Annotated in this window: 18 protein-coding genes; 3 read left to right on the top strand and 15 right to left on the bottom strand. The window is 66.1% G+C overall.

Going from position 1 to position 25,265, the window contains the following annotated elements:
- Nucleotides 1-305 precede the first annotated feature (305 nt).
- Entirely contained in the window at nucleotides 306-974 is a 669-nt protein-coding gene (locus U5809_RS29220) for a TetR/AcrR family transcriptional regulator (protein WP_322089057.1), read from the bottom strand.
- 119 nt (nucleotides 975-1,093) lie between these two features.
- Between U5809_RS29220 and U5809_RS29225 the strand changes: the two genes are divergently transcribed.
- Both U5809_RS29225 and U5809_RS29230 read left to right on the top strand, forming a co-directional pair.
- Complete coding sequence (locus tag U5809_RS29225; protein ID WP_322089058.1) at nucleotides 1,094-2,746, top strand: acyl-CoA dehydrogenase family protein; 1,653 nt, start codon at nucleotides 1,094-1,096, stop codon at nucleotides 2,744-2,746.
- Between the two features lie 50 nt (nucleotides 2,747-2,796).
- On the top strand, nucleotides 2,797-4,305 hold the full coding sequence (locus U5809_RS29230; protein WP_322089059.1) for a class I adenylate-forming enzyme family protein: 1,509 nt from the start codon (nucleotides 2,797-2,799) through the stop codon (nucleotides 4,303-4,305).
- Nucleotides 4,306-4,419: 114 nt separating this feature from the next.
- Here the strand turns inward: U5809_RS29230 and U5809_RS29235 are convergent, their stop codons facing one another.
- From U5809_RS29235 to hemE, 4 genes are all read right to left on the bottom strand, one after another.
- Nucleotides 4,420-5,559: a branched-chain amino acid ABC transporter substrate-binding protein gene (locus U5809_RS29235; protein WP_322089060.1), complete on the bottom strand. Its 1,140-nt coding sequence runs from the start codon at nucleotides 5,557-5,559 to the stop codon at nucleotides 4,420-4,422.
- A gap of 84 nt (nucleotides 5,560-5,643) precedes the next feature.
- Nucleotides 5,644-9,576 carry a trifunctional transcriptional regulator/proline dehydrogenase/L-glutamate gamma-semialdehyde dehydrogenase gene (putA, locus tag U5809_RS29240; RefSeq protein ID WP_322089061.1) on the bottom strand — a complete coding sequence of 1,311 codons (3,933 nt, stop codon included), beginning with the start codon at nucleotides 9,574-9,576 and terminating at the stop codon, nucleotides 5,644-5,646.
- A 358-nt stretch (nucleotides 9,577-9,934) separates the two neighbouring features.
- Entirely contained in the window at nucleotides 9,935-12,196 is a 2,262-nt protein-coding gene (locus U5809_RS29245) for a primosomal protein N' (protein ID WP_322089062.1), read from the bottom strand.
- A gap of 451 nt (nucleotides 12,197-12,647) precedes the next feature.
- The gene (hemE, locus tag U5809_RS29250) at nucleotides 12,648-13,742 is read right to left on the bottom strand and encodes a uroporphyrinogen decarboxylase (protein ID WP_322089063.1); all 1,095 of its coding nucleotides are present in this window, start codon (nucleotides 13,740-13,742) and stop codon (nucleotides 12,648-12,650) included.
- A gap of 149 nt (nucleotides 13,743-13,891) precedes the next feature.
- On the opposite strand from hemE, the gene U5809_RS29255 reads away from it, so the two are divergent.
- Nucleotides 13,892-14,689: a transporter substrate-binding domain-containing protein gene (locus tag U5809_RS29255; protein WP_322089064.1), complete on the top strand. Its 798-nt coding sequence runs from the start codon at nucleotides 13,892-13,894 to the stop codon at nucleotides 14,687-14,689.
- A 733-nt stretch (nucleotides 14,690-15,422) separates the two neighbouring features.
- Here the strand turns inward: U5809_RS29255 and U5809_RS29260 are convergent.
- The 10 genes from U5809_RS29260 to U5809_RS29305 form a co-directional block, all read right to left on the bottom strand.
- The gene (locus U5809_RS29260; protein WP_322089065.1) at nucleotides 15,423-17,150 is read right to left on the bottom strand and encodes an AMP-binding protein; all 1,728 of its coding nucleotides are present in this window, start codon (nucleotides 17,148-17,150) and stop codon (nucleotides 15,423-15,425) included.
- Between the two features lie 254 nt (nucleotides 17,151-17,404).
- Nucleotides 17,405-17,830, bottom strand: coding sequence for a F0F1 ATP synthase subunit epsilon (locus U5809_RS29265; protein WP_006477288.1), 426 nt, complete (start codon nucleotides 17,828-17,830; stop codon nucleotides 17,405-17,407).
- Between the two features lie 151 nt (nucleotides 17,831-17,981).
- Complete coding sequence (gene atpD, locus U5809_RS29270) at nucleotides 17,982-19,376, bottom strand: F0F1 ATP synthase subunit beta (protein ID WP_174940224.1); 1,395 nt, start codon at nucleotides 19,374-19,376, stop codon at nucleotides 17,982-17,984.
- A gap of 66 nt (nucleotides 19,377-19,442) precedes the next feature.
- Nucleotides 19,443-20,318: a F0F1 ATP synthase subunit gamma gene (atpG, locus tag U5809_RS29275; protein WP_166963895.1), complete on the bottom strand. Its 876-nt coding sequence runs from the start codon at nucleotides 20,316-20,318 to the stop codon at nucleotides 19,443-19,445.
- 69 nt (nucleotides 20,319-20,387) lie between these two features.
- Entirely contained in the window at nucleotides 20,388-21,929 is a 1,542-nt protein-coding gene (atpA, locus tag U5809_RS29280) for a F0F1 ATP synthase subunit alpha (protein ID WP_021160444.1), read from the bottom strand.
- Nucleotides 21,930-21,973: 44 nt separating this feature from the next.
- The gene (locus U5809_RS29285) at nucleotides 21,974-22,513 is read right to left on the bottom strand and encodes a F0F1 ATP synthase subunit delta (RefSeq protein ID WP_034188172.1); all 540 of its coding nucleotides are present in this window, start codon (nucleotides 22,511-22,513) and stop codon (nucleotides 21,974-21,976) included.
- Between the two features lie 2 nt (nucleotides 22,514-22,515).
- Complete coding sequence (locus U5809_RS29290) at nucleotides 22,516-22,986, bottom strand: F0F1 ATP synthase subunit B (protein WP_006751767.1); 471 nt, start codon at nucleotides 22,984-22,986, stop codon at nucleotides 22,516-22,518.
- A gap of 129 nt (nucleotides 22,987-23,115) precedes the next feature.
- Nucleotides 23,116-23,385 carry a F0F1 ATP synthase subunit C gene (gene atpE / locus U5809_RS29295; protein WP_006482730.1) on the bottom strand — a complete coding sequence of 90 codons (270 nt, stop codon included), beginning with the start codon at nucleotides 23,383-23,385 and terminating at the stop codon, nucleotides 23,116-23,118.
- Between the two features lie 75 nt (nucleotides 23,386-23,460).
- Complete coding sequence (gene atpB / locus U5809_RS29300) at nucleotides 23,461-24,312, bottom strand: F0F1 ATP synthase subunit A (RefSeq protein WP_069746380.1); 852 nt, start codon at nucleotides 24,310-24,312, stop codon at nucleotides 23,461-23,463.
- A gap of 109 nt (nucleotides 24,313-24,421) precedes the next feature.
- The gene (locus U5809_RS29305) at nucleotides 24,422-24,946 is read right to left on the bottom strand and encodes an ATP synthase subunit I (RefSeq protein ID WP_176049115.1); all 525 of its coding nucleotides are present in this window, start codon (nucleotides 24,944-24,946) and stop codon (nucleotides 24,422-24,424) included.
- Between the last annotated feature and the right edge of the window lie 319 nt (nucleotides 24,947-25,265).

Raw genomic sequence — 25,265 nt, forward strand, 5'->3', positions numbered from 1 at the left:
GCGCATCGTGTTGAGCGGCCAGTTGGCCGATCACCGTGAAGATCGTCGTCCCGACGTCGGGCAATTTCGAACGGGGCGCGGTGGCGCTTCGCATGACTTCTCCTTCTGATGTCCTTCGGGCAGGCCCGCGCGACGTGCGCGGCCCAGCATCTGCCGCATGATTTAGCCCGAGTCAATATCGGTGGACAATCGAAAGTTCGTCATGGCGGCCATGCGTTTTTCTCATGGCTCGCCCGGAGAAGCACGGGACGGCGAGGCTGGCCGACCGGCCCGACATGCGGATCAGGCATTTCCCCTAGGCGGCGCTACGCGTCCGCATCCGCCAGGTACGCGAGCAGCACGGCCCGCAGTTCGCGGCGTTGCACGGCGAAATCGAGCGCGGGCCCGAGCGTCAGCAAGGCCTGCGACAGGCCGCCGTAGCAGATCGCATGGGCCATCCGGGCGAGCCCGTCGAGCCGCGCGGCCGGCGGCGGATCGGCCGCATGGGCCAGCGCGTCGCGCCACAGCGCGACATACGCGTCGTAATGCCGGCGGTACGCGGTGAGCGGCGACACCTGCCGCTCCAGCACGAACAGCGCGCCCCACAGTGCCGCGTCGGCGGCGATCGCGTCGACCTGCAGGTCGACGAGCGCGGCCGCGAGTTCGGCCCGCGGCACGCCACGCAAGCGCTCGACCGCGTCGCGCAACCGGTCGGCCAGCGCCAGCACGCGGCGGTGGATGCAGAGCGCCGCGAGGCTCTGCTTGTCGCCGAAATACTCGTAGAAGGTGCCGATGCTGACGCCCGCGACGGCCGCGATCTCGCGGATCGTCGCCTTCGCATAGCCGCGCTCGAGCAAAAGCTGAACGAACGCCTGCTGCAGCGCGTCGGAGCTCGCCTGCGCGCGCGACTGGCGCGGCCGGCGGCGCAAGGCGGGCGCGGGTTGCGCCGCCGGCTGGCCGGGCGGCGCCGGAACCTGAACATGTCGCGGCGGCATATTTGCTACTCTGAAATCAGCAGGGAATACGTTTACCGGGAGCCGGAACCCGCGCCGAAGTGCCCTCCGGGCGGCACGACGCCGACTGCCCGCGAAGCATGAGACCGGAGACACGCCCGATGACCGAATCGACTCACGCCGTCACGAACCAGTTCGACGAACTCGTCGACTATAACCTCTTCGCGACGGATATCGCGCTGCGCGACGCGCTCGCCCGGGCAGGCGCCGACTGGGCCATGCCGCGGCTCGACGCGTACGGCGCACGGCTCGGCAGCGCCGATACCGCGCGGCTCGCCGACGAAGCGAACCGCCACACGCCGGAACTGAACACGTTCGACCGGCGCGGCCGGCGCATCGACCGCGTCGACTTCCACCCGGCATGGCACGCGCTGCTCGGGCAGTACCGCCACGAAGGCTTCGTGTCGCTCGCGTTCCGCGAGTCGCGCCGCGGCCGCTGGGCCGCGACCGCCGCCGGCTTCTACCTCCATGGCCAGATCGAGGCCGGCACGCTGTGCCCCGCGACGATGACGCAGGCCGCGATCCCCGTACTGCAGAAGGAACCCGCGCTGTGGGACCTGCTGCGCGACAAGCTCTATAGCGACGCTTACGATCCGCGCGACGTGCCGGTCGCCGACAAACGCGCGATCTGGTTCGGCATGGGCATGACCGAGAAACAGGGCGGCTCCGACGTGCGCGCGAACACGACGCTCGCCACGCCGGTCGGCGCGGGCGGGCGCGGCGGCGAATACCGGCTGCGCGGCCACAAGTGGTTCTTCTCCGCGCCGATGTGCGACGCGCACCTCGTCGTCGCGCGCACCGAGGCAGGCAGCCCATCGTGCTTCTACGTGCCGCGCTGGCGGCCGGACGGCACGAAGAACGCGGTCGAGATCCAGCGGCTGAAGAACAAGGTCGGCAACCGCAGCAACTCCAGCAGCGAAATCGAGCTGAACGATGCGTGGGGCATCATGCTCGGCGACGAAGGCCGCGGCATCCCGACCATCATCGAGATGGCCACCTACACGCGGCTGAACTGCGTGCTCGGCAGCGCGGCGATGCTGCGCCAGGGCGTCGTGCAGGCGATCGCGTACACGCGTCAGCGCCACGCGTTCGGCCGCGCGCTCGCCGAACAGCCGCTGATGCGCACCGTGCTCGCCGATCTCGCGCTCGAAAGCGAAGCCGCGCTGTCGCTCGCGATGCGTCTCGCCGACGCGTTCGAACGCGACGACTCGCCGCTCGAACGCGCGTGGAAGCGGATCGTCACGCCCGCCGCGAAATTCTGGGTCTGCAAGCGCGCGGTCGAGCTGACCGGCGAAGTGATGGAAGTGTTCGGCGGCAACGGCTATGTCGACGACGGCCCGATCGCGCGGCTGTTCCGCGAGGCACCCGTCAACTCGATCTGGGAAGGCTCCGGCAACGTGATGTGCCTCGACGTGCTGCGCGCGGTGTCACGCGAGCCCGACGCGGCCGCCGCGCTGTTCGACGAACTCGCCGACCTCGGCGCGGACGAACCGCGCATTCGCGCCGCGCTCGACGCATTGCGCGCGATGCTCGCCGCGCCGGCCGACACGCTCGAAGCGTCGGCCCGCGTGTTCGTGCAGCGGCTCGCGCTCGTCGCGCAGGCGTGCCTGCTGCGCCGCGATGCGCCGGCCGCGGTCGCCGACGCATTCGTCGCGACACGGCTCGCCGCGCCCGACTGGGGCCGCATCGCGGGCGGCTTCGATCCGCGCGCGCTCGACGTCGCCGCGCTGCTGCAGCGCGCGTATCCGGCCTGACGCCGGCTCGTTCCCCCTCGTTCGCCTTCGCTCACCCGCCCGGAGCCCCGATGAACCTCGTCGCCGCACTCGACCGCGCCGCCCGTGCGACGCCCGACAAGCCGTTCCTCGTCAGCGAATCCGCGACGATCACCTATGCCGCCGCACGTGAGCGCTCGCACCGCGCGGCGGCCGTGCTGAGCGCACTCGGCGTCGCGGCCGGCGACCGCGTCGCCGCGATGTGCTTCAACACGCCGGCCTTCGTCGACCTGATGTTCGGCGCATGGCGGCTCGGCGCGGCGTTCGTGCCGATCAACCACAAGCTGCAGGCGCCGGAAGTCGACTACGTGCTCGAGCACAGCCGCTGCAAGGCGTTGCTGTTCGACGTGACGCTCGCGCCGGTGGTCGAGCGCCTCGTGCATCCGGCGCGGCGGCTCGTGACCGAGGGCGAGCTGGACGGTGTGGCGAACTTCGACACGATGTGCGCGACGCGGGACGGCCTCGCGGGCATTGAACCTGCCGACGGCGACATCGCGCAGATCCTCTATACGTCCGGCACGACCGGCCGCCCGAAAGGCTGCGTGCACAGTCATCGCACCGTGACGCTCGCGGCGATTCAGGCAGCGCTCGCGACCGGCATCGGCCGCAACGAGCGCACGCTGATGGCAATGCCGATCTGGCATTCGTCACCGCTGAACAACTGGTTCGGCGGCACGCTGTTCGCCGGCGGCACCGTCGTGCTGCTGCGCGAATACCATCCGCTGCGCTTCCTTCAAACCGTCGAGCGCGAGCGCGTGACGATGTATTTCGGCGCGCCGGTGTCGTACACGCTGCCGCTCGACACGATCGACGGCTTCGGCGCGTTCGACCTGTCGAGCGTGCGCGCGTGGCTGTATGGCGGCGGCCCGATCGGCGCAGCGCAGGCCGAACGGCTCGCCCAGGCGTATCGCAGCCACGCGTTCTTCCAGGTGTACGGGATGACCGAAACGGGGCCGGCCGGCACGACGCTGTATCCGGACGAGCAGATCGCGAAGGCCGGTTCGATCGGCCGCCAGGGCGGCCCGGGCGTCGACCTGCGCGTCGTGCGGATGGACGGCATCGACGCGCAGCCGGGCGAGACCGGCGAGATCTGGCTGAAGGCCGACTGCATGATGCTCGGCTATCTCGACGACGCGGCCGCGACGCGTGCCGCGTTCACGCCGGACGGCTGGTATCGCACCGGCGACATCGCGCGGATCGATCAGGATGGCTATCTGTTTATCGTCGACCGGCTGAAGGACATGATCGTCACGGGTGGCGAGAACGTCTATTCGAAGGAAGTCGAGGACGTGCTCGGCGCGCACCCCGACATCGCCGAGGCGGCCGTCGTCGGCGTCCCGCATCCCGACTGGGGCGAGACGGTCGTCGCGCACGTCGTGCTGCGCGCGAACGCGGCGCCCGACGCGGACGCGCTGCGCGCGTTCTGCGGCGAGCGGCTGGCCGCGTACAAGGTCCCGCGCGAATTCACGTTCGCGCAGGCGTTGCCGCGCACGCCGACCGGCAAGCTGCAGAAGTTCCTGCTGCGCGTGCGCCGGGATTAGCGCCAGCCCGCTGCAACAAAAAAGCCACCCGGCCTCGACGGCCCGGTGGCTTTTTCATGATCGGCCGGGCAGCGACCTGCGCCGCCGCCCGCGCGTCACATCACATCAGGCTGCTTACTTGCCGCCGATGCTCTTCAGCGGCTTCCACTCGCCCTTCTCGACCTTGTACATCGTGATGCCGCCGTTCTTCAGGTCGCCCTTCGCGTCATACGCGACGTGCGTCGACGTCACGCCGGCCATGTCGGACTTCGCGAGCACCGGCAGGTACTTCGCCGGATCGGTCGAGTCAGCCTTCTTCATCGCGTTCAGCATCGCCATCGCGCCGTCGTACGCGTACGGCGAGTACGTTTGCACGTCTTCGCCGAAACGCTTCTTGTACTTGTCGGCGTAGGTCTTGCCGCCCGGCATTTCTTCCAGCGGGAGGCCGGCCAGCGAAGCGATCGTGCCGTCGGCCGCGTTGCCCGCGATCTTCAGGAACGTCGGCGTCTTCACCATTTCGCCGCTCATCAGCGGTGCGGCGATGCCGAGCGTCTTCATCTGCTTGACCATCGGCGCTGCCTGCGAATCCGCGCCGCCGTAGTAGACGAGATCCGGCTTCGTCGACTTGATCTTGGTCAGAATCGCCTTGAAGTCGACTGCCTTGTCGTTCGTGAATTCACGGTCGACGATCGTCGCGCCGCCGGCCTTCGCGGCCTTCTCGAACTGGTCGGCGAGACCCTGGCCGTAGGCCGTGCGGTCGTCGACGATCGCGATCTTCTTCATGCCGAGATCCTTCGACGCGAACGTGCCGGCCACCGAGCCCTGCTGCGTGTCGGACGTCATCATGCGGAAGGTCGTCTTGTAACCTTGCTGCGTGTATTCCGGCGCCGTCGCCATCGCGATTTCCGGAATGCCCGCGTTCGCGTAGATGCGCGAGGCGGGAATCGTCGTGCCCGAGTTGAAGTGGCCGAGCATGCCCTTGATGCCGTCGTCGACGAGCTTCTGCGCGACCGTCGTACCCGTGCGCGGGTCAGCCTGGTCGTCCTGCGTGCTCAGCACGAACTTCACCGGCTTGCCGCCGATCTTCGGGTTCGTCGCGTTGAAGTCTTCCAGCGCGAGCACGATCCCGTTCTGCATATCCTTGCCGTAGTGCGCCTGCGCGCCCGTCATCGGCCCTGCGTAACCGATCTTCACGTCATCTGCATGGGCCGTCCCCGCCAGCGACATGACGGCGACAAACGTCGCGCCTGCCAGCTTTTTCATCGTGTGTTGCATAGCATCTCCTTGGTACCAGGGTAAATGGAGCGGCTTCGGGATCGCCTTGCCGCTTCCTATGTTTGATCCGAACGGCAAGGATGATCAGCCGATCGTCATCAAATTCGCATTGCCGCCGGCCGCCGCCGTGTTCACGCTCACCGAGCGTTCCGTCAGCAGCCGTTCCAGCGCGTAATCTTCCGCATCGCCGTTCTCGAACGCGCCCACCGACACGCCCTGCACCGACACGATCGGGCCCGGCCGCTGCGCGACGTCCTTCACGAGCGTCTGCAGCTCGTCGCTGTCGCCTTCGAACAGCACGGCGTCGAACGGCGCGTCGGCCTGCTTGCGCACGCTCGCATGCGCCTTCAGCGACGCCGGCAGCGCGGCGACCAGCGCCTCGCCGGCCGCGCCGGCGAACAGCGCGCGGTTGCCCGTAGCCAGCACCGCCGCGAACTGCGCGCGCGCACCGCCCGGCGTGGCCGCGACACACAGCACCGTGCCGCGCGGGCCGAGTGTATACGTGTTTCGCTCACCCGTCGGCCCGCTCAGCACCGCGGTCGCGCCGGCCGGCACCTGTGCCAGATAGCCGTCGCAACGTGCGGCCAGCACCGGCTCGCGCTGCTCGATCAACCAGTCGCGCAGCGTCGTGAGCGCTGCCGCCGGGTTGCCGCGCGTATCGCCTTCGACCGCGCCGTCCGCGATCAGCGTCTGCGCGAGCGAGCGCGGCAGGCCCGACGGACGCGTCGCGAGCAGGCGCTGCAGGTACAGCGCGCCGCCGGCCTTCGGGCCCGTGCCCGACAGCCCTTCGCCGCCGAACGGCTGCACGCCGACCACCGCGCCGATCACGTTGCGGTTCACGTAGATGTTGCCGACGTGCGCGTTCGAAATCACGTGCGCGATCGTCTCGTCGATCCGCGTGTGGATGCCGAGCGTCAGCCCGTAACCGGTCGCGCGGATCTGCTCGAGCAGCTTGTCGAGCTGGCTGCGGCGGTAGCGCACCACGTGCAGCACCGGGCCGAACACTTCACGCTTCAGCTCGTCGATGGTGCCGATCTCGATCAGCGTCGGCGGCACGAACGTGCCGTGCGCGCAGGCTTCCGGCGACGGCAGTTGCGTGACCGCGTGGCCCTTGTCCTTCATCGCCGCGACGTGCGTGTCGATCGTCTGCTTCGCTTCGCCGTCGATCACCGGGCCGACGTCCGTCGACAGCCGGTCGGGGTTGCCGAGCGCCAGCTCGTGCATCGCGCCCTTCAGCATCGTCAGCGTGCGGTCCGCGACATCGTCCTGCAGACACAGAACGCGCAGCGCCGAACACCGTTGACCGGCCGAGTCGAACGACGACTGCATCACGTCCGCGACGACCTGCTCCGCGAGCGCCGACGAGTCGACGATCATCGCGTTCTGGCCGCCCGTTTCCGCGATCAGCGGAATCGGCTTGCCGTCCGGGTCGAGGCGCGCCGACAGCGTCTTGTTGATCAGGCGCGCGACTTCGGTCGAGCCGGTGAACATCACCGCACGCGTGCGCGGATCGGCAACCAGCGCGGCGCCGACGGTCTCGCCGGTGCCCGGCAGCAGTTGCACCGCGCCGGCCGGCACGCCGGCCTCGCGCAAGAGGCGCACGGCCTGTGCCGCGATCAGCGGCGTCTGTTCGGCCGGCTTCGCGAGCACCGTGTTGCCGGCGGCGAGCGCCGCGGCCACCTGGCCCATGAAGATCGCGAGCGGGAAGTTCCACGGGCTGATACAGACCACGGGGCCGAGCGGACGGTGCGTGTCGTTCGAGAATTCGTCGCGGATCTGCGCCGCGTAGTAGCGCAGGAAGTCGACCGCTTCGCGGATCTCGGCAATCGCGTTCGGCAGCGACTTGCCGGCTTCGCGCACGATCAGGCCCATCAGCGTGTGCATCTGCGCTTCGAGCAGGTCGGCTGCGCGCACCAGGCAGTCGGCGCGTGCGTCGACCGGCGTCGCCTGCCAGATCGGCGCGGCGGCCACCGCATGCGCGAGCGCCGCGCTCACGTGTTCGGCCGTCGCTTCGCTGACCGTGCCGACCAGGTCACGCTGATCGGCCGGGTTGCGCACGTCGCGTGCCGGGGCGTCGACGAGCGTGTCGTCGTCGAGCATCGGCGCCGCGCGCCACGGGAAGTGCGCGCTCGCGAGCAGCGCGGACGACAGCGACGCGAGACGGTGTTCGTTCGACAGGTCGAGGCCCATCGAGTTGGGGCGCTCGTCGCCGTACAGGTTGCGCGGCAGCGGGATCTTCGCGTGCGGCGCGCCGAGCGGCACGACCTTCGACGCTTCGTCGACCGGATCGGCGACCAGTTCCTTCACCGGCACGGCCTTATCCGCGATGCGGTTCACGAACGACGTGTTCGCGCCGTTTTCCAGCAGGCGGCGCACCAGGTACGCGAGCAGTGTCTCGTGCGTGCCGACCGGCGCGTACACGCGGCACGGACGGTTCAGCTTGTCGCGGCCCGTGACTTCCTCGTACAGCGGCTCGCCCATCCCGTGCAGGCACTGGAATTCGTACTGGCCCGGGTAGTAGTTCTGGCCCGCGAGCTGGTAGATCGCGGCCAGCGTGTGCGCGTTGTGCGTCGCGAACTGCGGGTAGACGGCGTCCGGCGCCGCGAGCAGCTTCTTCGCGCACGCGAGGTACGACACGTCGGTGTAGATCTTGCGCGTGTAGACCGGGTAGCCTTCGAGGCCGTCGACCTGGGCACGCTTGATCTCGGTATCCCAGTACGCGCCCTTCACGAGGCGGATCATCAGGCGGTGACGGCTGCGGCGCGCGAGATCGATCAGGTAGTCGATCACGAACGGGCAGCGCTTCTGGTAGCCCTGCACGACGAAGCCGATGCCGTTCCAGCCCGCGAGATCCGGATCGAAGCACAGCGCCTCGAGCAGGTCGAGCGACAGTTCGAGACGATCGGCTTCTTCCGCGTCGATGTTCAGGCCGATGTCGTAGCGGCGCGCGAGCAGCGCAAGGGCACGCACGCGCGGCAGCAGTTCGCTCATCGTGCGGTCCTGCTGCGAGCGCGAGTAGCGCGCATGCAGCGCCGACAGCTTGATCGAGATGCCCGGGCCTTCGTAGATGCCGCGGCCGCCGGCCGCCTTGCCGATCGCGTGGATCGCCTGCTCGTACGACGCGTAGTAGCGCTGCGCGTCCTCTTCGGTCGTCGCCGCTTCGCCGAGCATGTCGTACGAGTAGCGGAAGCCGCGCGCTTCGTACTTGCGGCTGTTCGCGAGCGCTTCGGAAATCGTTTCGCCGGTGACGAACTGCTCGCCCATCAGGCGCATCGCCATGTCGACCCCCTTGCGGATCAGCGGCTCGCCGCCGCGGCCGATCAGGCGCGTGAGCGCCGACGACAGGCCCGCTTCGCTGTTGGTCGTCACGAGCTTGCCGGTGATCATCAGCCCCCAGGTCGCCGCGTTCACGAACAGCGACGGCGCGTGGCCGACGTGCGAGCGCCAGTCGCCCTTGCTGATCTTGTCGCGGATCAGCGCATCGCGCGTCGCGCGATCGGGAATGCGCAGCAGCGCTTCGGCGAGGCACATCAGCGCGACGCCTTCCTGGCTCGACAGCGAGAACTCGTGGATCAGCCCTTCGACGCCGCCCCCCGAGCTCTTCTCACGCAGCGCCTCGACGAGCTTCGTCGCGAGCGCCTGCACGTCCGCCTGTAGGTTCGCCGGCAGGCGCGCCTGGCCGAGCAGGAACGGCACGCATTCCGGCTCGGGTCGACGGTATGCAGCCGTGATCGCCGCGCGCAGCACCGATTGCGGCTGCACGTTCTGTGCGAACTCGAGGAACGGATGCGGCGAGTTGTCGTCGTCGCCATCCGCCGCCTGACCGTCGGCGAGCTCCGTCACGCCGCTGTTGCCCGACAGCTCGGGCGGCAGCTGGCCGTGCTCGATCCGCTCGAGATACGCGAAGATCGCCTGCTTGATCAGCCAGTGGGGAGTGCGCTCGAGACGCGCGGCGGCGTCCTTGAGGCGCGAGCGGAGAAGGTCGTCGACTTTGACGCCGAGAGTCGTGCTTGCCATGGTGGGTTCGTGCGCCGGTGCGAGCCCGGCAATGAGGTGTAAGAGGATGCGCGAAATCCTACGGCACGCAATAAAAAGGTGCAACCAAATTGCGAGATAGGTTGCACCCTCAAGTTAGTCAATATAATCAGCCACTTATGCGGTTGCAACCTAGGGGTTGCCCGTGGTCGGCGGATCGGTGTTTTCCCTGATCGGGCCGATTCGACGCACGTGTGCAACCTTCGGTGCGCACGGATGCGGCCGAAAACGGGTTGCACTGGGCGGGATAACGGGATGTGGGGCCCGGTTCGGGCGCACGACGGGAGACAGTTGGGTGCTGCCCGGCGGGCCGGGCAGCTTCGATACGGCAGCGCGCCGCTCAGATATCCAGCGGATCGACTTCGACACTCCACCGCAGCACGCCCTTCAGCGCGCGCAGCTCCGGCTGCCATGCCCGCAGCGCATGCTGCAGCGCTGCCCGCGAAGCGCTTTCGAGCAGCAATTGCGCGCGATGGACGTTCGCGACCTTGACGATCGTCATCGGTACCGCGTCGTACACGGTCACGCGATCGGCGCCCGGCAGCCCCGGCAAGACGGCCGCGGCCTGCAGCAGGAACGCGAGCGCCGCGTCGAGCGTGCGCCCTTCGGCGCGCAACAGCGCCTGGTAGACGAACGGCGGCAGGTGCGCGTCGCGGCGCTCGCCGAGCGTCGAATTCGCGAAACCGACGTAATCCTGCCGCCCGAGCGCGTGATACAGCGCGTGACGCGGGTAGCGCGTCTGCACCATCACCTCGCCCGGCAGCCCGGCACGCCCCGCGCGGCCGCTCACCTGCATCAGCTGCGCGAACAGCCGCTCGCTCGCGCGGAAGTCGTGCGAGAACAGCGCCGTGTCGGCATTGAGCACGCCGACGAGCGACACACGCTGGAAGTCGTGCCCCTTCGCGATCATCTGCGTGCCGACCAGGATGTCGACCTCGCCCGCGTGCACGTCGGAGAACAGCGCCTGCGCACTGCCCTTGCGGCGCGTGCTGTCCGCGTCGATCCGCAGCACGCGCGCGCCCGGCACGGCCTCCGCGAGCGCCTCCTCGATGCGCTGCGTGCCGCGCCCGAGCGGTGCGATGTCCACGTTCCCGCACTCGGGGCACGACCGCGGAATGCGCGCTTCCCAACCGCAGTGATGGCAGCGCAGCGCGTGCTCGGGCTTGTGCAGCACGACATACGCGCTGCAGCGCGGGCAGCCGGCGACCCAGCCGCATGCGTCGCACGCGAGCTGCGGCGCGTAGCCGCGCCGGTTCAGGAACACGAGGCTCTGCTCGCCGCGTTCGAGCCGTGCCTTCAGCGCCGCGACGAGCGGCCCCGACAGCCCGCCCATCGACGCGCGCCCGCGCCGCCGCTCCTCCTCGAGATCGATCAGCCGCACGGTCGGCAACGTCGCGTCGGCCACCGCGCGGCGCGAAAGCGTGAGCCGCGTGTAGCGCCCCTGCTCGGCCTGCCACCAGCTTTCGAGCGACGGCGTGGCCGAGCCGAGCACGACCGTGATACCGAGCTGCTTCGCGCGCCAGACAGCGAGATCGCGCGCCGAATAGCGCAGCCCTTCCTGCTGCTTGTACGCAGGTTCGTGCTCCTCGTCGACGACGACCAGCGCGAGCGTCGGCATCGATGCGAGCACCGCGAGGCGCGTGCCGAGCACGATCCGCGCGCGGCCCGTGTGCGCGGCCAGCCAGTTGCGCGCCCGCTCGCCCTCGGCGAGCCCGCTGTGCAGCGTGACGATCGCGTCGTCGGCGAGCGCGCCCGCGAAGCGCGCGCGAAACGCGGCCTCGAACTGCGGCGTCAGGTTGATTTCGGGAACGAGCACGAGCGCCTGCGCGTCCGGCCGCGCCTCGAGCAGCGCCGCGAGCGCATGCAGATAGACCTCGGTCTTGCCGCTGCCCGTCACGCCATGCAGCAGGAACGGCGCGAAGCCCTTCGCCGCGCGGATCGCGTCGAGCGCCTCGGCCTGCTGGTCGTTCAGCGCCGGCGGCACAGTTCGTCCACCGGTTGTCGACAGGTTATCCACAGCTTTGGGCACAGGCGCATCGGCCCAGCCGATCTCTTCGACCTCGACCCAGCCGCGCGCCGCCCAGTCGTCGAGCGTCGCGGCCGCCTTCGGATGCAGCGCGCGCGCGTCGGGCAGCGTCAGCGAGCCGGTATCGACGAGCGCCTGCGCGAGCCGCCGCAATGCGGCGCCGCGTGCCGGCAATGTATCGGGCAGCGCCGCGCGGCCGGCTTCCGTCGGCTGGTAGCGCACCTCGGGCGCGAGCAACCGCCCCCAGCGCCCGGCGTCGCGCAACGCCTGCGGCAGCGCCGGCAGCGCGACCTCGCCGCGCCCGCGCTGATAGTAATCAGCAGCGAACGACACGAGCGCGAGCCAGTCGGGCGACAGCGGCGGGAGGTCGGTGCAGATCGCGTCGACCGCACGCAGCCGCGACGGCGGCACATCGGTGTGAGTCGTCACTTCGCAGACGAGCCCGACGGCCTGCCGCTTGCCGAACGGCACCTGCACGAGCGTGCCGGGCACCGGTGTCGGTTGCGCGTCGCAGCGGTAGTCGAACAGGGTCGCGAGCGGATGATCGAGCGCGACGCGCAGGTAGGTGCCGCTCATTGCGGCGCTCCGGCGGCAGCGATATGCGAAATACAGGCGGCTTGCGTCCGCGCCCGCATCGCGACAGCGCACTTAAAGTAAAACTCCAGATTCGGCGCTAAGTTTTGGATTCGCATTAGGAATCGCCGTATACCCTGCCCAGCCTGTGGATAACTTTGTTGAGAACTCGCCGCTCAATGGCCGCAACGCACGCGGGGCCGTGCTTTCCGCTGTTTTTCGCCGTGCATTGCACCGCCCCGCGGAGCCTTATTCCATAAGGCTGCTATTCAAATTACCGAACCATAGCCAGACAAATTGACCGATACAGGGCTCTACCGCGCTGCAACGTGGAAAATGTGTATAAGTCAAGTCTTGACAAGCACCGCATCGGCAACCAGTGCGGGGTTGCGCCCTGTTTAGTGCCGGCAGCGAAACGCTGTCACCCCGCAGTGCAGCATGACAGCGCTTGCGTTCAGCCGGCGGCTCCGCTACGGATCTTGCGGCTGTGGCTATGCACTTCGTCGACGAGTTCGGCGACGTGATCGGGCGACGTGAATTGCGAGATGCCGTGGCCGAGGTTGAACACATGGCCCGGATGGTTGCCGTAGCTGTCGAGCACCGCGCGCGCCTGTTCGCGCACCGCGGCCGGCGGCGCAAACAGGATCGTCGGATCGAGGTTGCCCTGCAGCGCGACGCGCCCCGTCACGCGCTCGCGCGCGGCGCCGAGGTTGACCGTCCAGTCGAGCCCGACCGCGTCGACGCCGGTCGCCGCGATCTCCTCGAGCCACAGCCCGCCGCCCTTCGTGAACGTGATCACCGGCACGCGCTCGCCGTCGTGCTCGCGCTTGAGCTGCGACACCACGCGGCGGATATAGTCGAGCGAGAAGCGCTGGTATGCGCCGTCGGCCAACGCGCCGCCCCACGTATCGAAGATCATCACGGCCTGCGCGCCCGCTTCGATCTGCGCGTTCAGGTACGCGGCCACCGACTGCGCGTTCACGTCGAGGATCCGGTGCATCAGGTCAGGGCGCGAATACGCCATCGACTTCACCGTACGGAAATCGTCCGACCCGCCGCCTTCGACCATGTAGCACGCGAGCGTCCACGGGCTGCCGGAGAAGCCGATCAGCGGCACGCGCTGGCGGCCCTGGCCGTCGGTGAGCGCACGGCGGATCTCGCGCACGGCGCCCGTCACGTATCCGAGCGTTTCCTCGATGTCCGGCACCGCGAGCTTCGCGACGTCGGCCTCGGTACGCACCGGATGCGCGAATTTCGGCCCTTCGCCGACCTGGAAGTCGAGGCCGAGCCCCATCGCGTCGGGAATCGTCAGGATGTCCGAGAACAGGATCGCGGCGTCGAGCGGGAATCGGTCGAGCGGCTGCAGCGTCACCTCGGTCGCGTAGTCGGGATTCTTCGCGAGACCGAGAAAGCTGCCGGCGCGCGCACGCGTCGCGTTGTATTCGGGCAGGTAGCGGCCGGCCTGGCGCATCAGCCAGATCGGCGTGTAGTCGGTCGGCTCGCGCAGAAGTGCACGCAGGAAGGTGTCGTTGAGCAGGTTATGGGCCACGGTAGGAGCGACGATGCGAAGGCAAAGCGGCATTTTACCGGACAGCCGCCCTCAGGCTGCGCATGCCGACGCGATGGCGGCCATATGACGCGCGCGATGGCTCCGTTATGATCGGACGCTCATATCGAACGAAACGAAGGAGGAGACCGATGAAGACATTCGCCACGCTGGCCGCCGCCGCGCTGCTCTGCTGCGCCACCGCGCACGCGCAGACCGCCGCGGGCAGCGCCGCCGCGCCGGGCGCCGGTTCGCGGCTCGACGACGTGCTCGCGCGCGGCACGCTGCGCGTGTGCACGACGGGCGACTACAAGCCGTATTCGTACTACCGCGCGGACGGCCGCTTCGAAGGCATCGACATCGACATGGCCGAATCGCTCGCGAAATCGCTCGGCGTGAAGACCGACTTCGTCAAGACGAGCTGGCCGAACCTGACCGCCGATTTCGTCGCGAAATGCGATATCGCGGTCGGTGGCGTCTCGACGACGCTCGAGCGCCAGAAGCGCGTGTTCTTCACGCAGCCGTATGTCGTCGACGGCAAGACGCCGATCGTGCGCTGCGCGGACGCCGACAAGTACCAGACCGTCGCGCAGATCGACCGGCCCGAGACGCGCGTGATCGTGAACCCGGGCGGCACCAACGAGCGGTTCGCGAAACAGTTCTTCACGCATGCGAACCTGACCGTCTATCCGGACAACGTGACGATCTTCAAGCAGATCCTCGCGGGCAAGGCCGACGTGATGGTGACGGACGCGTCCGAGACGCAGCTGCAGCAAAAGCTGAATCCGGGGCTGTGCTCGGTGCATCCGGACAAGCCGTTCCAGTTCGGCGAGAAGGCATACATGGTGCCGCGCGGCGATGTCGTGTTCCAGCAGTACGTCGACCAGTGGCTGCATCTCGCGCTGTCGACCGGCGAATACCAGGCGATTTCGGACAAGTGGCTGAAGTAGGCGCGCCCGCCCGCGGCGGCCGATAACGGGCATCGACCCCGTGGCCGCTGCCCGCGGAATGCGTGGTACGGCGGCGGCAAACGTGCCGCCGTTACACATCTCCATCGCGCCGCCGCGACCCGCAACCGGCGCGAAACCACCCGAATTGGCCATTCGTCCGACTTCCGCGCATTCCAATCACGTTTCAAAATCTTTCTGACGAATGAATCGTCATGCGCGGTATCGGTCATGCCGCGCACTTTCTCGCGTGAAAATCGGCAATTCATCGCGCCTGATACGCATGAAAAACGCATCGTGCGCATGCGCTGAAAACGCTGCGGAAAATATGGGTAAAAATGACCTTTTTCAGGACCCCGAAAACAGCAAAAAATCCCGCCAAGCCTTATCTGGCGGGCGTTACAACCTGAAACACTTTGTTACCGCGACGGGTCATTAATTCGCCCACAATGGGCTCAACGGTTTCAACACGGATGCGGTCTCGTGTGCCAAGTGTGAGCGGACGCGAAGCGCTGCGAGCCAGTCGGTCACGTACCGAAGCCCTTCCGAGGGGCATCCTTGTTGGAGTCGTTTCCGGCCCCCCGCCGGATTCGGTTTCATCTTTGGTCTCCTCGCGCTAACCCCGTAGCGTGTGGTTTTTAGCGGGCTAATAAGCCCGCTTTTTTTCGTCCATCGAAAGCGTAACGGCCCGCAGGCCGCCACGTTTTTCCCGCATGTTTCCCGCCGCCATACCGCTTCAAGCGGTCTTCTGCACGTCGAGCTTCAGTTCCTCGATCATCCGGTCGCGCATCACGAACTTCTGCACCTTGCCCGTCACCGTCATCGGCAGCTCGTCGACGAAGCGGATGTAGCGCGGAATCTTGTAGTGCGCGATCTGCCCGCTGCAGAACGCACGCACGTCGTCCTCCGTCATCTGCTCGTCCGCGCGCAGCACGATCCACGCGCACAGCTCCTCGCCGTACTTCGCATCGGGCACGCCGAAGACCTGCGCGCTCTGGATCTTCGGATGCCGAAACAGGAACTCCTCGATCTCGCGCGGATAGACGTTCTCGCCGCCGCGAATCACCATGTCCTTCAGGCGGCCGACGATGTTGCAGTAGCCGTCCACATCGAGCGTCGCGAGGTCGCCCGTATGCATCCAGCCGTCGACCAGCACCTCGCGCGTCTTCGCGTCGTCGTCCCAGTAGCCGAGCATCACCGAATAGCCCTTCGTGCAGAGCTCACCCGTCGCGCCGACCGGCACGATGTCGCCGCTCGCATCGACGATCTTCACTTCCAGGTGCGGCTGGATGCGGCCGACCGTCGTCGTGCGCTTCTCGAGCGGATCGTCGGTCGAGCTCTGGAACGACACGGGGCTCGTCTCCGTCATCCCGTACGCGATCGTGATCTCCGACAGGTGCATCTGCGACACGACGCGCTTCATCGTCTCGATCGGGCACGGCGAGCCGGCCATGATCCCGGTGCGCAGCGTCGACAGGTCGAACTTCGAAAACTCCGGATGATCGAGTTCCGCGATGAACATCGTCGGCACGCCGTGCAGCGCGGTACAGCGCTCGCCGGCCACGGCCGCGAGCGTCGCGACCGGGTCGAACGCTTCGCCCGGGAACACCATCGCCGCGCCCTTCGATACGCATGCGAGCACGGCCAGCACCATCCCGAAGCAGTGGTACAGCGGCACGGGAATGCACAGCGTGTCCTGCTCGGTGAAACGCATCGCGGTCGCGATCGAGCGCCCGTTGTTGACGACGTTGCGGTGCGTGAGCGTCGCGCCCTTCGGGCTGCCCGTCGTGCCGCTCGTGAACTGGATGTTGATCGGCTCGTTGGCCGTGAGCGTCGCGCCGATCGCATCGAGCAACGCGGGATCGACCGCCTGGCGGCCGCGCGTCATCACGTCCGCGAAACGGAACATGCCGGCCGGCGCGACGTCGCCCATCGACACGACCGTGCGCAGGCTCGGCACGCGTGCCGCGTGCAGGTCGCCCGGCGTCGCGGTCGCAAGCTCCGGCGCGATGGCCTGCAGCATCTCGACGTAGGCCGACGACTTGAAGCGCTCGGCCGTGATCACGGCCTTGCAGCCGACCTTGTTCAGCGCGTATTCGAGCTCGGCGAGCCGGTAGGCCGGATTCAGGTTGACGAGCACCGCGCCGATCCGCGCGGTCGCGAACTGCGTGAGCAGCCATTCGCTGCGGTTCGGCGACCAGATGCCGACGCGGTCGCCCTTCACGATACCGAGCGCGGCCAGGCCGACCGCGAGCACGTCGACCTCGTTCGCGAACTCGCGCCAGGTCCAGCGCACCTGCTGTTCGCGGAACACGACGGCCGGACGGTCGGGAAAGCGGCCGGCGGTATCGCGCAGGAACCGGCCGATCGTCGCTTCGGATAGCGGTACGTCGGTCGCGCCACGCACGTACGACAAGCCGTTCTCGGGCGCGATCAGCGCGCCCACGCCAAGGTCTGCTGCCATGAATGTCTCCGTCCTTTTTGTCTGATCGGCCCGCGCGCGCCTGCTGCGCCCGCCTCCGCCGCCGGATCGCGACGGACAGCCTCACCGCGGATGATGCCGCGCTCCGCTGACGACACTCTGACATCGAATCGCGGCAGACGGGTGAAATAGCACGACCGGACGGAATGATCCGGCCCGCAAAAAACAGACGAAAACGACAGGCGAAAAAAAAGCAGCCCGAAGGCTGCTTTCTTTCGCGGGATACGCGGCGCGGCTCAGTGCCGGCTGCGGATCTTCGCCAGACGCTGGATCGCTTCGAGCTGCGCCATTGCGGTCGCGAGCTCGGATTGCGCCTTCGCGAGGTCGAGATCCGACTTCGCGTTCTGCAGCGTTTCCTCGGCACGCTTGCGCGCTTCCTCGGCTTTCGCCGCGTCGAGGTCCTTGCCGCGGATCGCGGTATCGGCGAGCACCGTCACGGCGCCCGGCTGCACTTCGAGAATGCCGCCCGCGACGAACACGAATTCGTCGTTGCCGCCCTCGACTTCGATGCGCACCGCACCCGGACGAATCCGCGTGATCAGCGGCGTGTGACCCGGCAGAATGCCCAGCTCACCCGTTTCGCCCGGCAGCGCGACGAATTTCGCCTCGCCCGAGAAGATCTGCTCTTCCGCGCTGACGACGTCTACTTTGATGGTTGCCATATCGACTCCTGTCGATCAGAGTCAGCGCTTTGGCGCCTGCTCCGATCCCATGCACGGCGGGTTGAGCGTATTACGTGGGCGCTCGTCCGCGAAAACTACCCGAACGGTAGCAATCGCGGACGCACGGCGCCCGCTGCATTACGCCTGCCCCTTACGAGATCTTCTTGGCCTTTTCGAAGGCTTCGTCGATCGTGCCGACCATGTAGAACGCCTGTTCCGGCAGGTGGTCGCACTCGCCGTCGACGATCATCTTGAAGCCGCGGATCGTTTCCTTCAGCGGCACGTACTTGCCCGGCGAGCCCGTGAACACTTCAGCGACGTGGAACGGCTGCGACAGGAAACGCTGGATCTTACGAGCGCGCGCGACCGACAGCTTGTCTTCCGGCGACAGTTCGTCCATACCCAGAATCGCGATGATGTCGCGCAGTTCCTTGTAGCGCTGCAGCGTCTGCTGAACGCGACGGGTGATCGAGTAGTGCTCTTCACCGATCACGTTCGGGTCGATCTGGCGCGACGTCGAGTCGAGCGGGTCGACCGCCGGGTAGATACCCAGCGAAGCGATGTCACGCGACAGAACGACGGTTGCGTCCAAGTGGCCGAAGGTCGTAGCCGGCGACGGGTCGGTCAAGTCATCCGCAGGGACGTACACGGCCTGGACCGACGTAATCGAGCCCTTCTTGGTCGACGTGATGCGCTCTTGCAGCTTGCCCATTTCTTCAGCCAGCGTCGGCTGATAGCCCACTGCCGACGGCATACGGCCGAGCAGTGCCGACACTTCGGTACCGGCCAGCGTGAAACGGTAGATGTTGTCGACGAAGAACAGCACGTCGAGGCCTTCGTCACGGAAGTGCTCGGCCATCGTCAGGCCGGTCAGCGCGACGCGCAGACGGTTGCCCGGCGGCTCGTTCATCTGGCCGTACACCAGCGCGACCTTGTCGAGAACGTTCGAGTCCTTCATTTCGTGGTAGAAGTCGTTCCCTTCACGGGTACGCTCGCCCACGCCCGCGAACACGGAGTAACCGCCGTGTTCCTTCGCGATGTTGTTGATGAGCTCCATCATGTTGACGGTCTTGCCCACGCCAGCACCGCCGAACAGGCCAACCTTGCCGCCCTTTGCGAACGGGCAGATCAGGTCGATAACCTTGATACCCGTTTCGAGCAGTTCGGTCGACGGCGACAGTTCGTCGAACGCCGGAGCCTTCTGGTGGATCGAACGCGTCGTTGCGCTTTCGATCGGGCCAGCTTCATCGATCGGACGGCCGAGGACGTCCATGATCCGGCCGAGGGTCGGCTTGCCGACCGGCACCGAGATCGGCTTTGCCGTGTTCTTCACGGTCAGGCCGCGGCGCAGGCCGTCGGATGCACCCAGACAAATGGTACGGACCACGCCGTCACCCAGCTGCTGCTGGACTTCGAGCGTCAGTTCCGAGCCATCGAGAATGAGCGCGTCGTAGATCTTCGGCATGCTGTCGCGCGGGAATTCCACGTCGATAACGGCGCCGATGCACTGTACGATCTTGCCTTCTACCAAAGCAGCAGTACTCATCGCTTTTCCTTTAAATACCTGATTCTTTACTCGCGCAAAGGCGCAGTTGTCGTCCGTGGCGCGCGCTTAAACAGCGGCTGCGCCGCCGACGATCTCCGACAGTTCTTTCGTAATCGCGGCCTGACGGCTCTTGTTGTACACGAGCTGCAGTTCGCTGATCACCGTCTTCGCGTTGTCGGACGCGGCCTTCATCGCGACCATGCGCGCCGATTGCTCGGACGCCATGTTTTCCGCGACGGCCTGGTACACCAGCGCCTCGACGTAACGCACGAGCAGTTCGTCGACGACTGCCTGCGCGTCCGGCTCGTAGATGTAGTCCCACGACGTGGCCGGCGTACCGTCATCGGCTTCGAAGTGTTCCGACGACAGCGGCAGCAACTGCTCGATCACGGCTTCTTGCTTCATCGTGTTGACGAAGCGCGTGTAAGCGATATAAACCGCCGACAGCTTGCCTTCCGAGTACAGATCGAGCTGCGTCTTCACGGCGCCGATCAGCTTGTCCAGATGCGGGGTGTCGCCGAGGTGCACGACCTGCGACATCACCTTCGCGCCGAAGCGGTTCAGGAACCCGAGGCCCTTGCTACCGATCGCGGTGGCTTCGACCTTCTGGCCCTTCTCTTCCAGCTCCTTGAACTTCTGAACCGTCGCACGCAGCACGTTGGTGTTCAACCCGCCGCACAGACCCTTGTCCGTCGTGACGAGAATGATGCCGGCCGTGTTCGTGCCTTCGTTCGCCACCATGAACGGGTGGCGGTACTCCGGGTTCGCGCGGCTCATGTGCGCGGCGATGGCACGGACCTTGTCCGCATACGGACGAGCGGCGCGCATGCGTTCCTGCGCGCGACGCATCTTCGATGCGGCCACCATCTCCATCGCCTTCGTGATCTTGCGCGTGTTCTGCACGCTCTTGATCTTGCCGCGAATTTCCTTCATTCCAGCCATAGCTTGCTCCTTGACCGAAGCGGCGCGGGCGCCTCAGCACCCGCGCGGCCTCAGTGTGTCACTCGCGGATCAATAGGCACCGGACTTCTTGAAGGATTCGATCGCCGAGCGCAGTGCGCCTTCGTCGTCCTTCGAGAGATCCTTGGTGTCTTCGATGCGCTTGATGAGGTCAGCGTGGCTGGTCTTCAGGTTTTCGCGCAGGCCCTTCTCGAACGACAGCACTTGCTTGACGTCGAGGTCGTCGAGGTAGCCGTTGTTCGCGGCGTACAGCGACACGGCCAGTTCCCAGACCTGCAGCGGCTGGTACTGCGGCTGCTTCAGCAGTTCCGTCACGCGGCGGCCGCGCTCGAGCTGCTTGCGGGTCGCTTCGTCGAGGTCCGATGCGAACTGCGCGAATGCGGCCAGTTCACGGTACTGCGCGAGGTCGGTACGGATACCGCCCGACAGCTTCTTCACGACCTTCGTCTGAGCGGCGCCACCGACTCGCGACACCGACACGCCGGCGTTGATTGCCGGGCGGATGCCTGCGTTGAACAGGTCGGTTTCCAGGAAGATCTGGCCGTCGGTAATCGAGATCACGTTCGTCGGAACGAACGCGGTCACGTCGCCAGCCTGCGTTTCGATGACCGGCAGTGCCGTCAGCGAACCGCTCTTGCCCTTCACTTCGCCGTTCGTGAACTTCTCGACGTACTCTTCCGACACGCGAGCCGCACGTTCCAGCAGACGCGAGTGCAGATAGAACACGTCGCCCGGGTACGCTTCACGGCCCGGCGGGCGGCGCAGCAGCAGCGAGATCTGACGGTATGCCCAGGCTTGCTTGGTCAAGTCGTCATAGATGATCAGCGCGTCTTGGCCACGGTCGCGGAAGTATTCGCCCATCGTGCAGCCGGCGTACGGCGCGAGGTACTGCATCGCTGCCGAATCCGAAGCCGAAGCGGCGACGACGATCGTGTATTCCATCGCGCCCGTTTCTTCGAGCTTGCGAACCACGTTCATGATCGACGAAGCCTTCTGGCCGATCGCGACGTAGATACAGATCAGGTCCTTGCCCTTCTGGTTGATGATCGCGTCGAGCGCCACCGCGGTCTTGCCGCACTGACGGTCGCCGATGATCAGCTCACGCTGGCCACGGCCGATCGGCACCATCGCGTCGATCGACTTGATGCCCGTCTGCACCGGCTGCGACACCGACTTACGCCAGATCACGCCCGGGGCGATCTTTTCGATCGCGTCGGTCAGCTTGGCGTTGACCGGGCCCTTGCCGTCGATCGGGTTGCCGAGCGCGTCGACCACGCGGCCGACGAGTTCCGGACCAACCGGGACTTCGAGAATGCGGCCCGTCGTCTTGACGATGTCGCCTTCCGAAATGTGTTCGTATTCGCCGAGAATCACCGCGCCGACCGAGTCGCGCTCGAGGTTCAGCGCGAGACCGAACGTGTTGCCCGGAAACTCGAGCATTTCGCCCTGCATCACGTCCGACAGGCCGTGGATACGCACGATACCGTCGGTCACGGAGATCACGGTGCCCTGGTTGCGAACGTCTGCGCTCGCTTCAAGGCCCTGGATCCGGCTCTTGATCAGCTCGCTGATCTCAGAGGGATTGAGTTGCATTATTCGCTCCTGATAGTCAATTCTGTTGCGTGCCGGCGTGGCGCTCAGGCGGTCAAGGCAGCCTGCATCGATGCGAGGCGCGCGCGAACCGAGGTGTCGAGCACTTCGTCGCCGACCGTCACGCGCACGCCGCCGATCAGCGACGAATCGACTTCGACCGTCGGTTTCAGCTTGCGCTTGAACTTGCGTTCGAGGCCCGAGACGAGACTGTCGAGATCCGCGCCGTTCAGCGGGAACGCGCTCACGATCTCGGCGTCGGCTGCACCTTCACGTTCGTTCTTAAGCGCCTCGAACTGCTCGGCAATTTCCGGCAGCAGCGCGATGCGATGATTGTCGACCAGCATCTGCACGAAGTTCTTCGCTTCGGCGCCAGCCGCGAGCGGCGACTTCACCGCAGCAAGCAGCAACTCGGCTACTTGCGTGCGCGTCACCTTCGGGCTCGACGCGACCGACAGCACTTCCGGCAGACGCGCAACCTGGGCCAGCTCTTGCACGAGCGTGGACCAGGCGGCGATGTCACCGCCCTCGGCCACGCGGAACAGCGCTTCTGCGTAAGGGCGGGCGATGGTTGCAAGTTCGGCCATGATCAGAGCTCGGCTTTCAGTTGATTCAGCAGTTGGGCGTGGGCCGTTTGATCGACTTCGCGCTTCAGGATCTGCTCGGCGCCCTTCACGGCCAGCGAGGCGACTTCGCCACGCAGCGCTTCGCGCGCCTTCACGATTTGCTGTTCTGCTTCCGCCTTCGCCTGAGCGACGATGCGGGCGGCTTCAGCCTGGGCGTTGGCCTTGATTTCCTCGGCGACCGCCTGGGCACGCTTTTCAGCGTCGGCGATGCGCTGCTGGCCGTCATTGCGGGCCTGCGCGAGTTCCTGGTCCACGCGCTTGTGCGCTGCGTCGAGTTCCGCCTTGCCCTTTTCGGCGGCGGCGAGGCCGTCGGCGATCTTCTTCGAACGTTCGTCGAGGGCGTTGATCAACGGCGGCCACACGAATTTCATCGTGAACCACGCGAGGACCAGGAACACGACCATTTGCGCAAACAGAGTTGCGTTGAGATTCACGGTGTTTCCTTATCTGCTATTCCGGAAAAATGAAACGGTAAGGCGCTCATCGAGTTGCATTCGATCAGCGCCCCAAGTCTCCGTTCCGCCCTGCGCCGGCTTGCGCCGGACGCATATTTCCGAGGAACCTTAGCCTGCGAGCTTCGACAGGAGCGGGTTCGCGAACGCGAACAGCATTGCAACACCCACGCCGATCAGGAATGCCGCGTCGATCAGACCAGCCAGCAGGAACATCTTCGTTTGCAGCGGGTTGATGAGTTCCGGCTGACGTGCGCAGGCTTCGATGTACTTGCCACCCATCAGCGCGATACCGATACAGGCGCCGATTGCACCCAGGCCGATGATGATGCCGATACCGATGGCGGTCAGACCCTGGATGTTGGCGATGTAAGCTTGCATGATCACTCCTTTGTGAAAAGACTTGGAACTGAGATTTAAAAAACTAAAACGGAAACTCTTTCTTGCACGCCGCGCTTAGTGCTTGTCGTGCGCCTGGCCGAGATACACCAGCGTCAGCATCATGAAAATGAATGCCTGCAACAGAACAATCAGGATGTGGAAGATTGCCCAGACGCTGCCCGCGATCACGTGGCCAACGAAGCCGAGGAACGTTGCATCGCCACCGAAGCTCCACATGCTGCCGAGCAGGGCGATCAACAGGAACAACAGCTCACCCGCGTACATGTTGCCGAACAACCGCATACCGAGGGAGACGGTCTTTGCGAGATATTCGACGATGTTGAGCGCGAGGTTAGGGATCCACAGCAGCGGGTGGGCGCCGAACGGGGCCGACAGCAGCTCATGCACAAAGCCGCCCGCGCCCTTGATCTTGATGCTGTAGTAGATCATCAGGACGAACACGCCGAGCGCGATGCCGAGCGTGCCGTTCAGGTCGGCAGTCGGGACGATGCGATGGTGGGAAATCACGTCCGACAGACCCAGCAGGCCGATCACGCGGCCCGGCAGGTCGACCGGGAGAAAGTCGAGGGCGTTCATCAGCGCGACCCACACGAACACCGTGAGGGCGAGCGGAGCGATGAAGGTACGATTGCCGTGGACGATGGCCTTCGACTGGTCTTCGACCATTTCGACGAGCATCTCGATTGCGCACTGGAAACGGCCCGGCACGCCCGACGTCGCCTTGCGGGCAGCCAGACGCAGCAGGACGAACGTCACGATGCCGCAAACGATCGACCAGAACAGCGTGTCGAGATTCCAGACGTGAATGTCGAAAATCGACGTCTGATGCGAGGTGGAGAAATTCTGCAAGTGGTGCGCAATGTACTCGGACGGATCCGGACCGCGCGTGCCTTCGCTAGCTGCCATATCGTTAATGCCACCCAAATTGTCGAAAATCGTTTTGCCTGTTCCGCAACACGCTATTGCGGGAACGGGCCGGTGCGGTTCGTTGTCGAAACCGCACGCTGCTTGTTCCTTACCGCCAGGCCAGCGCGATCCAGTACGTCTTCAGCACGACGAGGTACGTGACGAGGAACGGCACCCAGTGCACGCCGGCCCAACCGAACGCCACTGCAGTGAACATCCCGATCGTCAGAGCGAGCTTCAGGGCTTCGCCCATCACCCAGCTCATCACGGTGGCCGAGCCACCTGCCTTCAGTCGTGCCACGAATACCGCACTTGGCACCCAGCCGATCGCTCCGCCCAGAAACGCGGATTGCGCAGCGGCGCCCGGCGACTTCGAAAACAGCCACCACGCCAGCGTTGCAACCAGGGACAGGACCACTTGCGCGAACACCACCTTGTAGGGGGTCACGCGCGAGGGCTTGCTCACGTCCGGACCGAACAGCCTCTCGGCTTCTGTCCGTGTAAGCGGAACGATGTTGTTATCTTGCTGCTCGACATCCCAGTCATCGTCGGATTCGCGCCACTCGCCGGCCGCCGAAGCGGTGCGTTGCGTGCGCTGATCATCGTGCCTGTCGTCCGGCGCCTGACCCGCCATCGCAATCTTCCGCAAAGTCCTTGAACCCGACCCCAAGCTTTCTGAAAGCTTTCAGGGGTGCCTAGCTAACAAATCCGGGCGATTGTAAGCGATAGTTGCAAGTGATTCAAGGCTTTAGAAGCGACAAAAACCTGCATAAAACGACGCCTCATCATGTGAAAAAACGCCCGATTCGACGACGTACGATGACAGTTGTAAGGTCAATTTTTTGCACCGGTATTTCTTGCTCGAAAAAAGCCGGTGAAGGCGGAAATGACGGGAAACGACGTCCGATGCGGGCCCGGACGGAGCGGCGCGATCGCCGCGGGGAACGTGCGGT

The sequence above is a fragment of the Burkholderia sp. BCC1999 genome, assembly GCF_905339975.1.
GTDB lineage: Bacteria > Pseudomonadota > Gammaproteobacteria > Burkholderiales > Burkholderiaceae > Burkholderia.

What these genes read in the sequence shown, in the direction of transcription:
- atpA (WP_021160444.1), bottom strand. Translation starts at nt 21,929, where the DNA reads ATGCAACTCAATCCCTCTGAGATCAGCGAGCTGATCAAGAGCCGGATC.
- U5809_RS29255 (WP_322089064.1), top strand. Translation starts at nt 13,892, where the DNA reads ATGAAGACATTCGCCACGCTGGCCGCCGCCGCGCTGCTCTGCTGCGCC.
- atpB (WP_069746380.1), bottom strand. Translation starts at nt 24,312, where the DNA reads ATGGCAGCTAGCGAAGGCACGCGCGGTCCGGATCCGTCCGAGTACATT.
- U5809_RS29235 (WP_322089060.1), bottom strand. Translation starts at nt 5,559, where the DNA reads ATGCAACACACGATGAAAAAGCTGGCAGGCGCGACGTTTGTCGCCGTC.
- U5809_RS29305 (WP_176049115.1), bottom strand. Translation starts at nt 24,946, where the DNA reads ATGGCGGGTCAGGCGCCGGACGACAGGCACGATGATCAGCGCACGCAA.
- U5809_RS29230 (WP_322089059.1), top strand. Translation starts at nt 2,797, where the DNA reads ATGAACCTCGTCGCCGCACTCGACCGCGCCGCCCGTGCGACGCCCGAC.
- U5809_RS29285 (WP_034188172.1), bottom strand. Translation starts at nt 22,513, where the DNA reads ATGGCCGAACTTGCAACCATCGCCCGCCCTTACGCAGAAGCGCTGTTC.
- U5809_RS29220 (WP_322089057.1), bottom strand. Translation starts at nt 974, where the DNA reads ATGCCGCCGCGACATGTTCAGGTTCCGGCGCCGCCCGGCCAGCCGGCG.
- atpE (WP_006482730.1), bottom strand. Translation starts at nt 23,385, where the DNA reads ATGCAAGCTTACATCGCCAACATCCAGGGTCTGACCGCCATCGGTATC.
- U5809_RS29225 (WP_322089058.1), top strand. Translation starts at nt 1,094, where the DNA reads ATGACCGAATCGACTCACGCCGTCACGAACCAGTTCGACGAACTCGTC.
- U5809_RS29260 (WP_322089065.1), bottom strand. Translation starts at nt 17,150, where the DNA reads ATGGCAGCAGACCTTGGCGTGGGCGCGCTGATCGCGCCCGAGAACGGC.
- putA (WP_322089061.1), bottom strand. Translation starts at nt 9,576, where the DNA reads ATGGCAAGCACGACTCTCGGCGTCAAAGTCGACGACCTTCTCCGCTCG.
- atpD (WP_174940224.1), bottom strand. Translation starts at nt 19,376, where the DNA reads ATGAGTACTGCTGCTTTGGTAGAAGGCAAGATCGTACAGTGCATCGGC.
- U5809_RS29265 (WP_006477288.1), bottom strand. Translation starts at nt 17,830, where the DNA reads ATGGCAACCATCAAAGTAGACGTCGTCAGCGCGGAAGAGCAGATCTTC.
- U5809_RS29245 (WP_322089062.1), bottom strand. Translation starts at nt 12,196, where the DNA reads ATGAGCGGCACCTACCTGCGCGTCGCGCTCGATCATCCGCTCGCGACC.
- atpG (WP_166963895.1), bottom strand. Translation starts at nt 20,318, where the DNA reads ATGGCTGGAATGAAGGAAATTCGCGGCAAGATCAAGAGCGTGCAGAAC.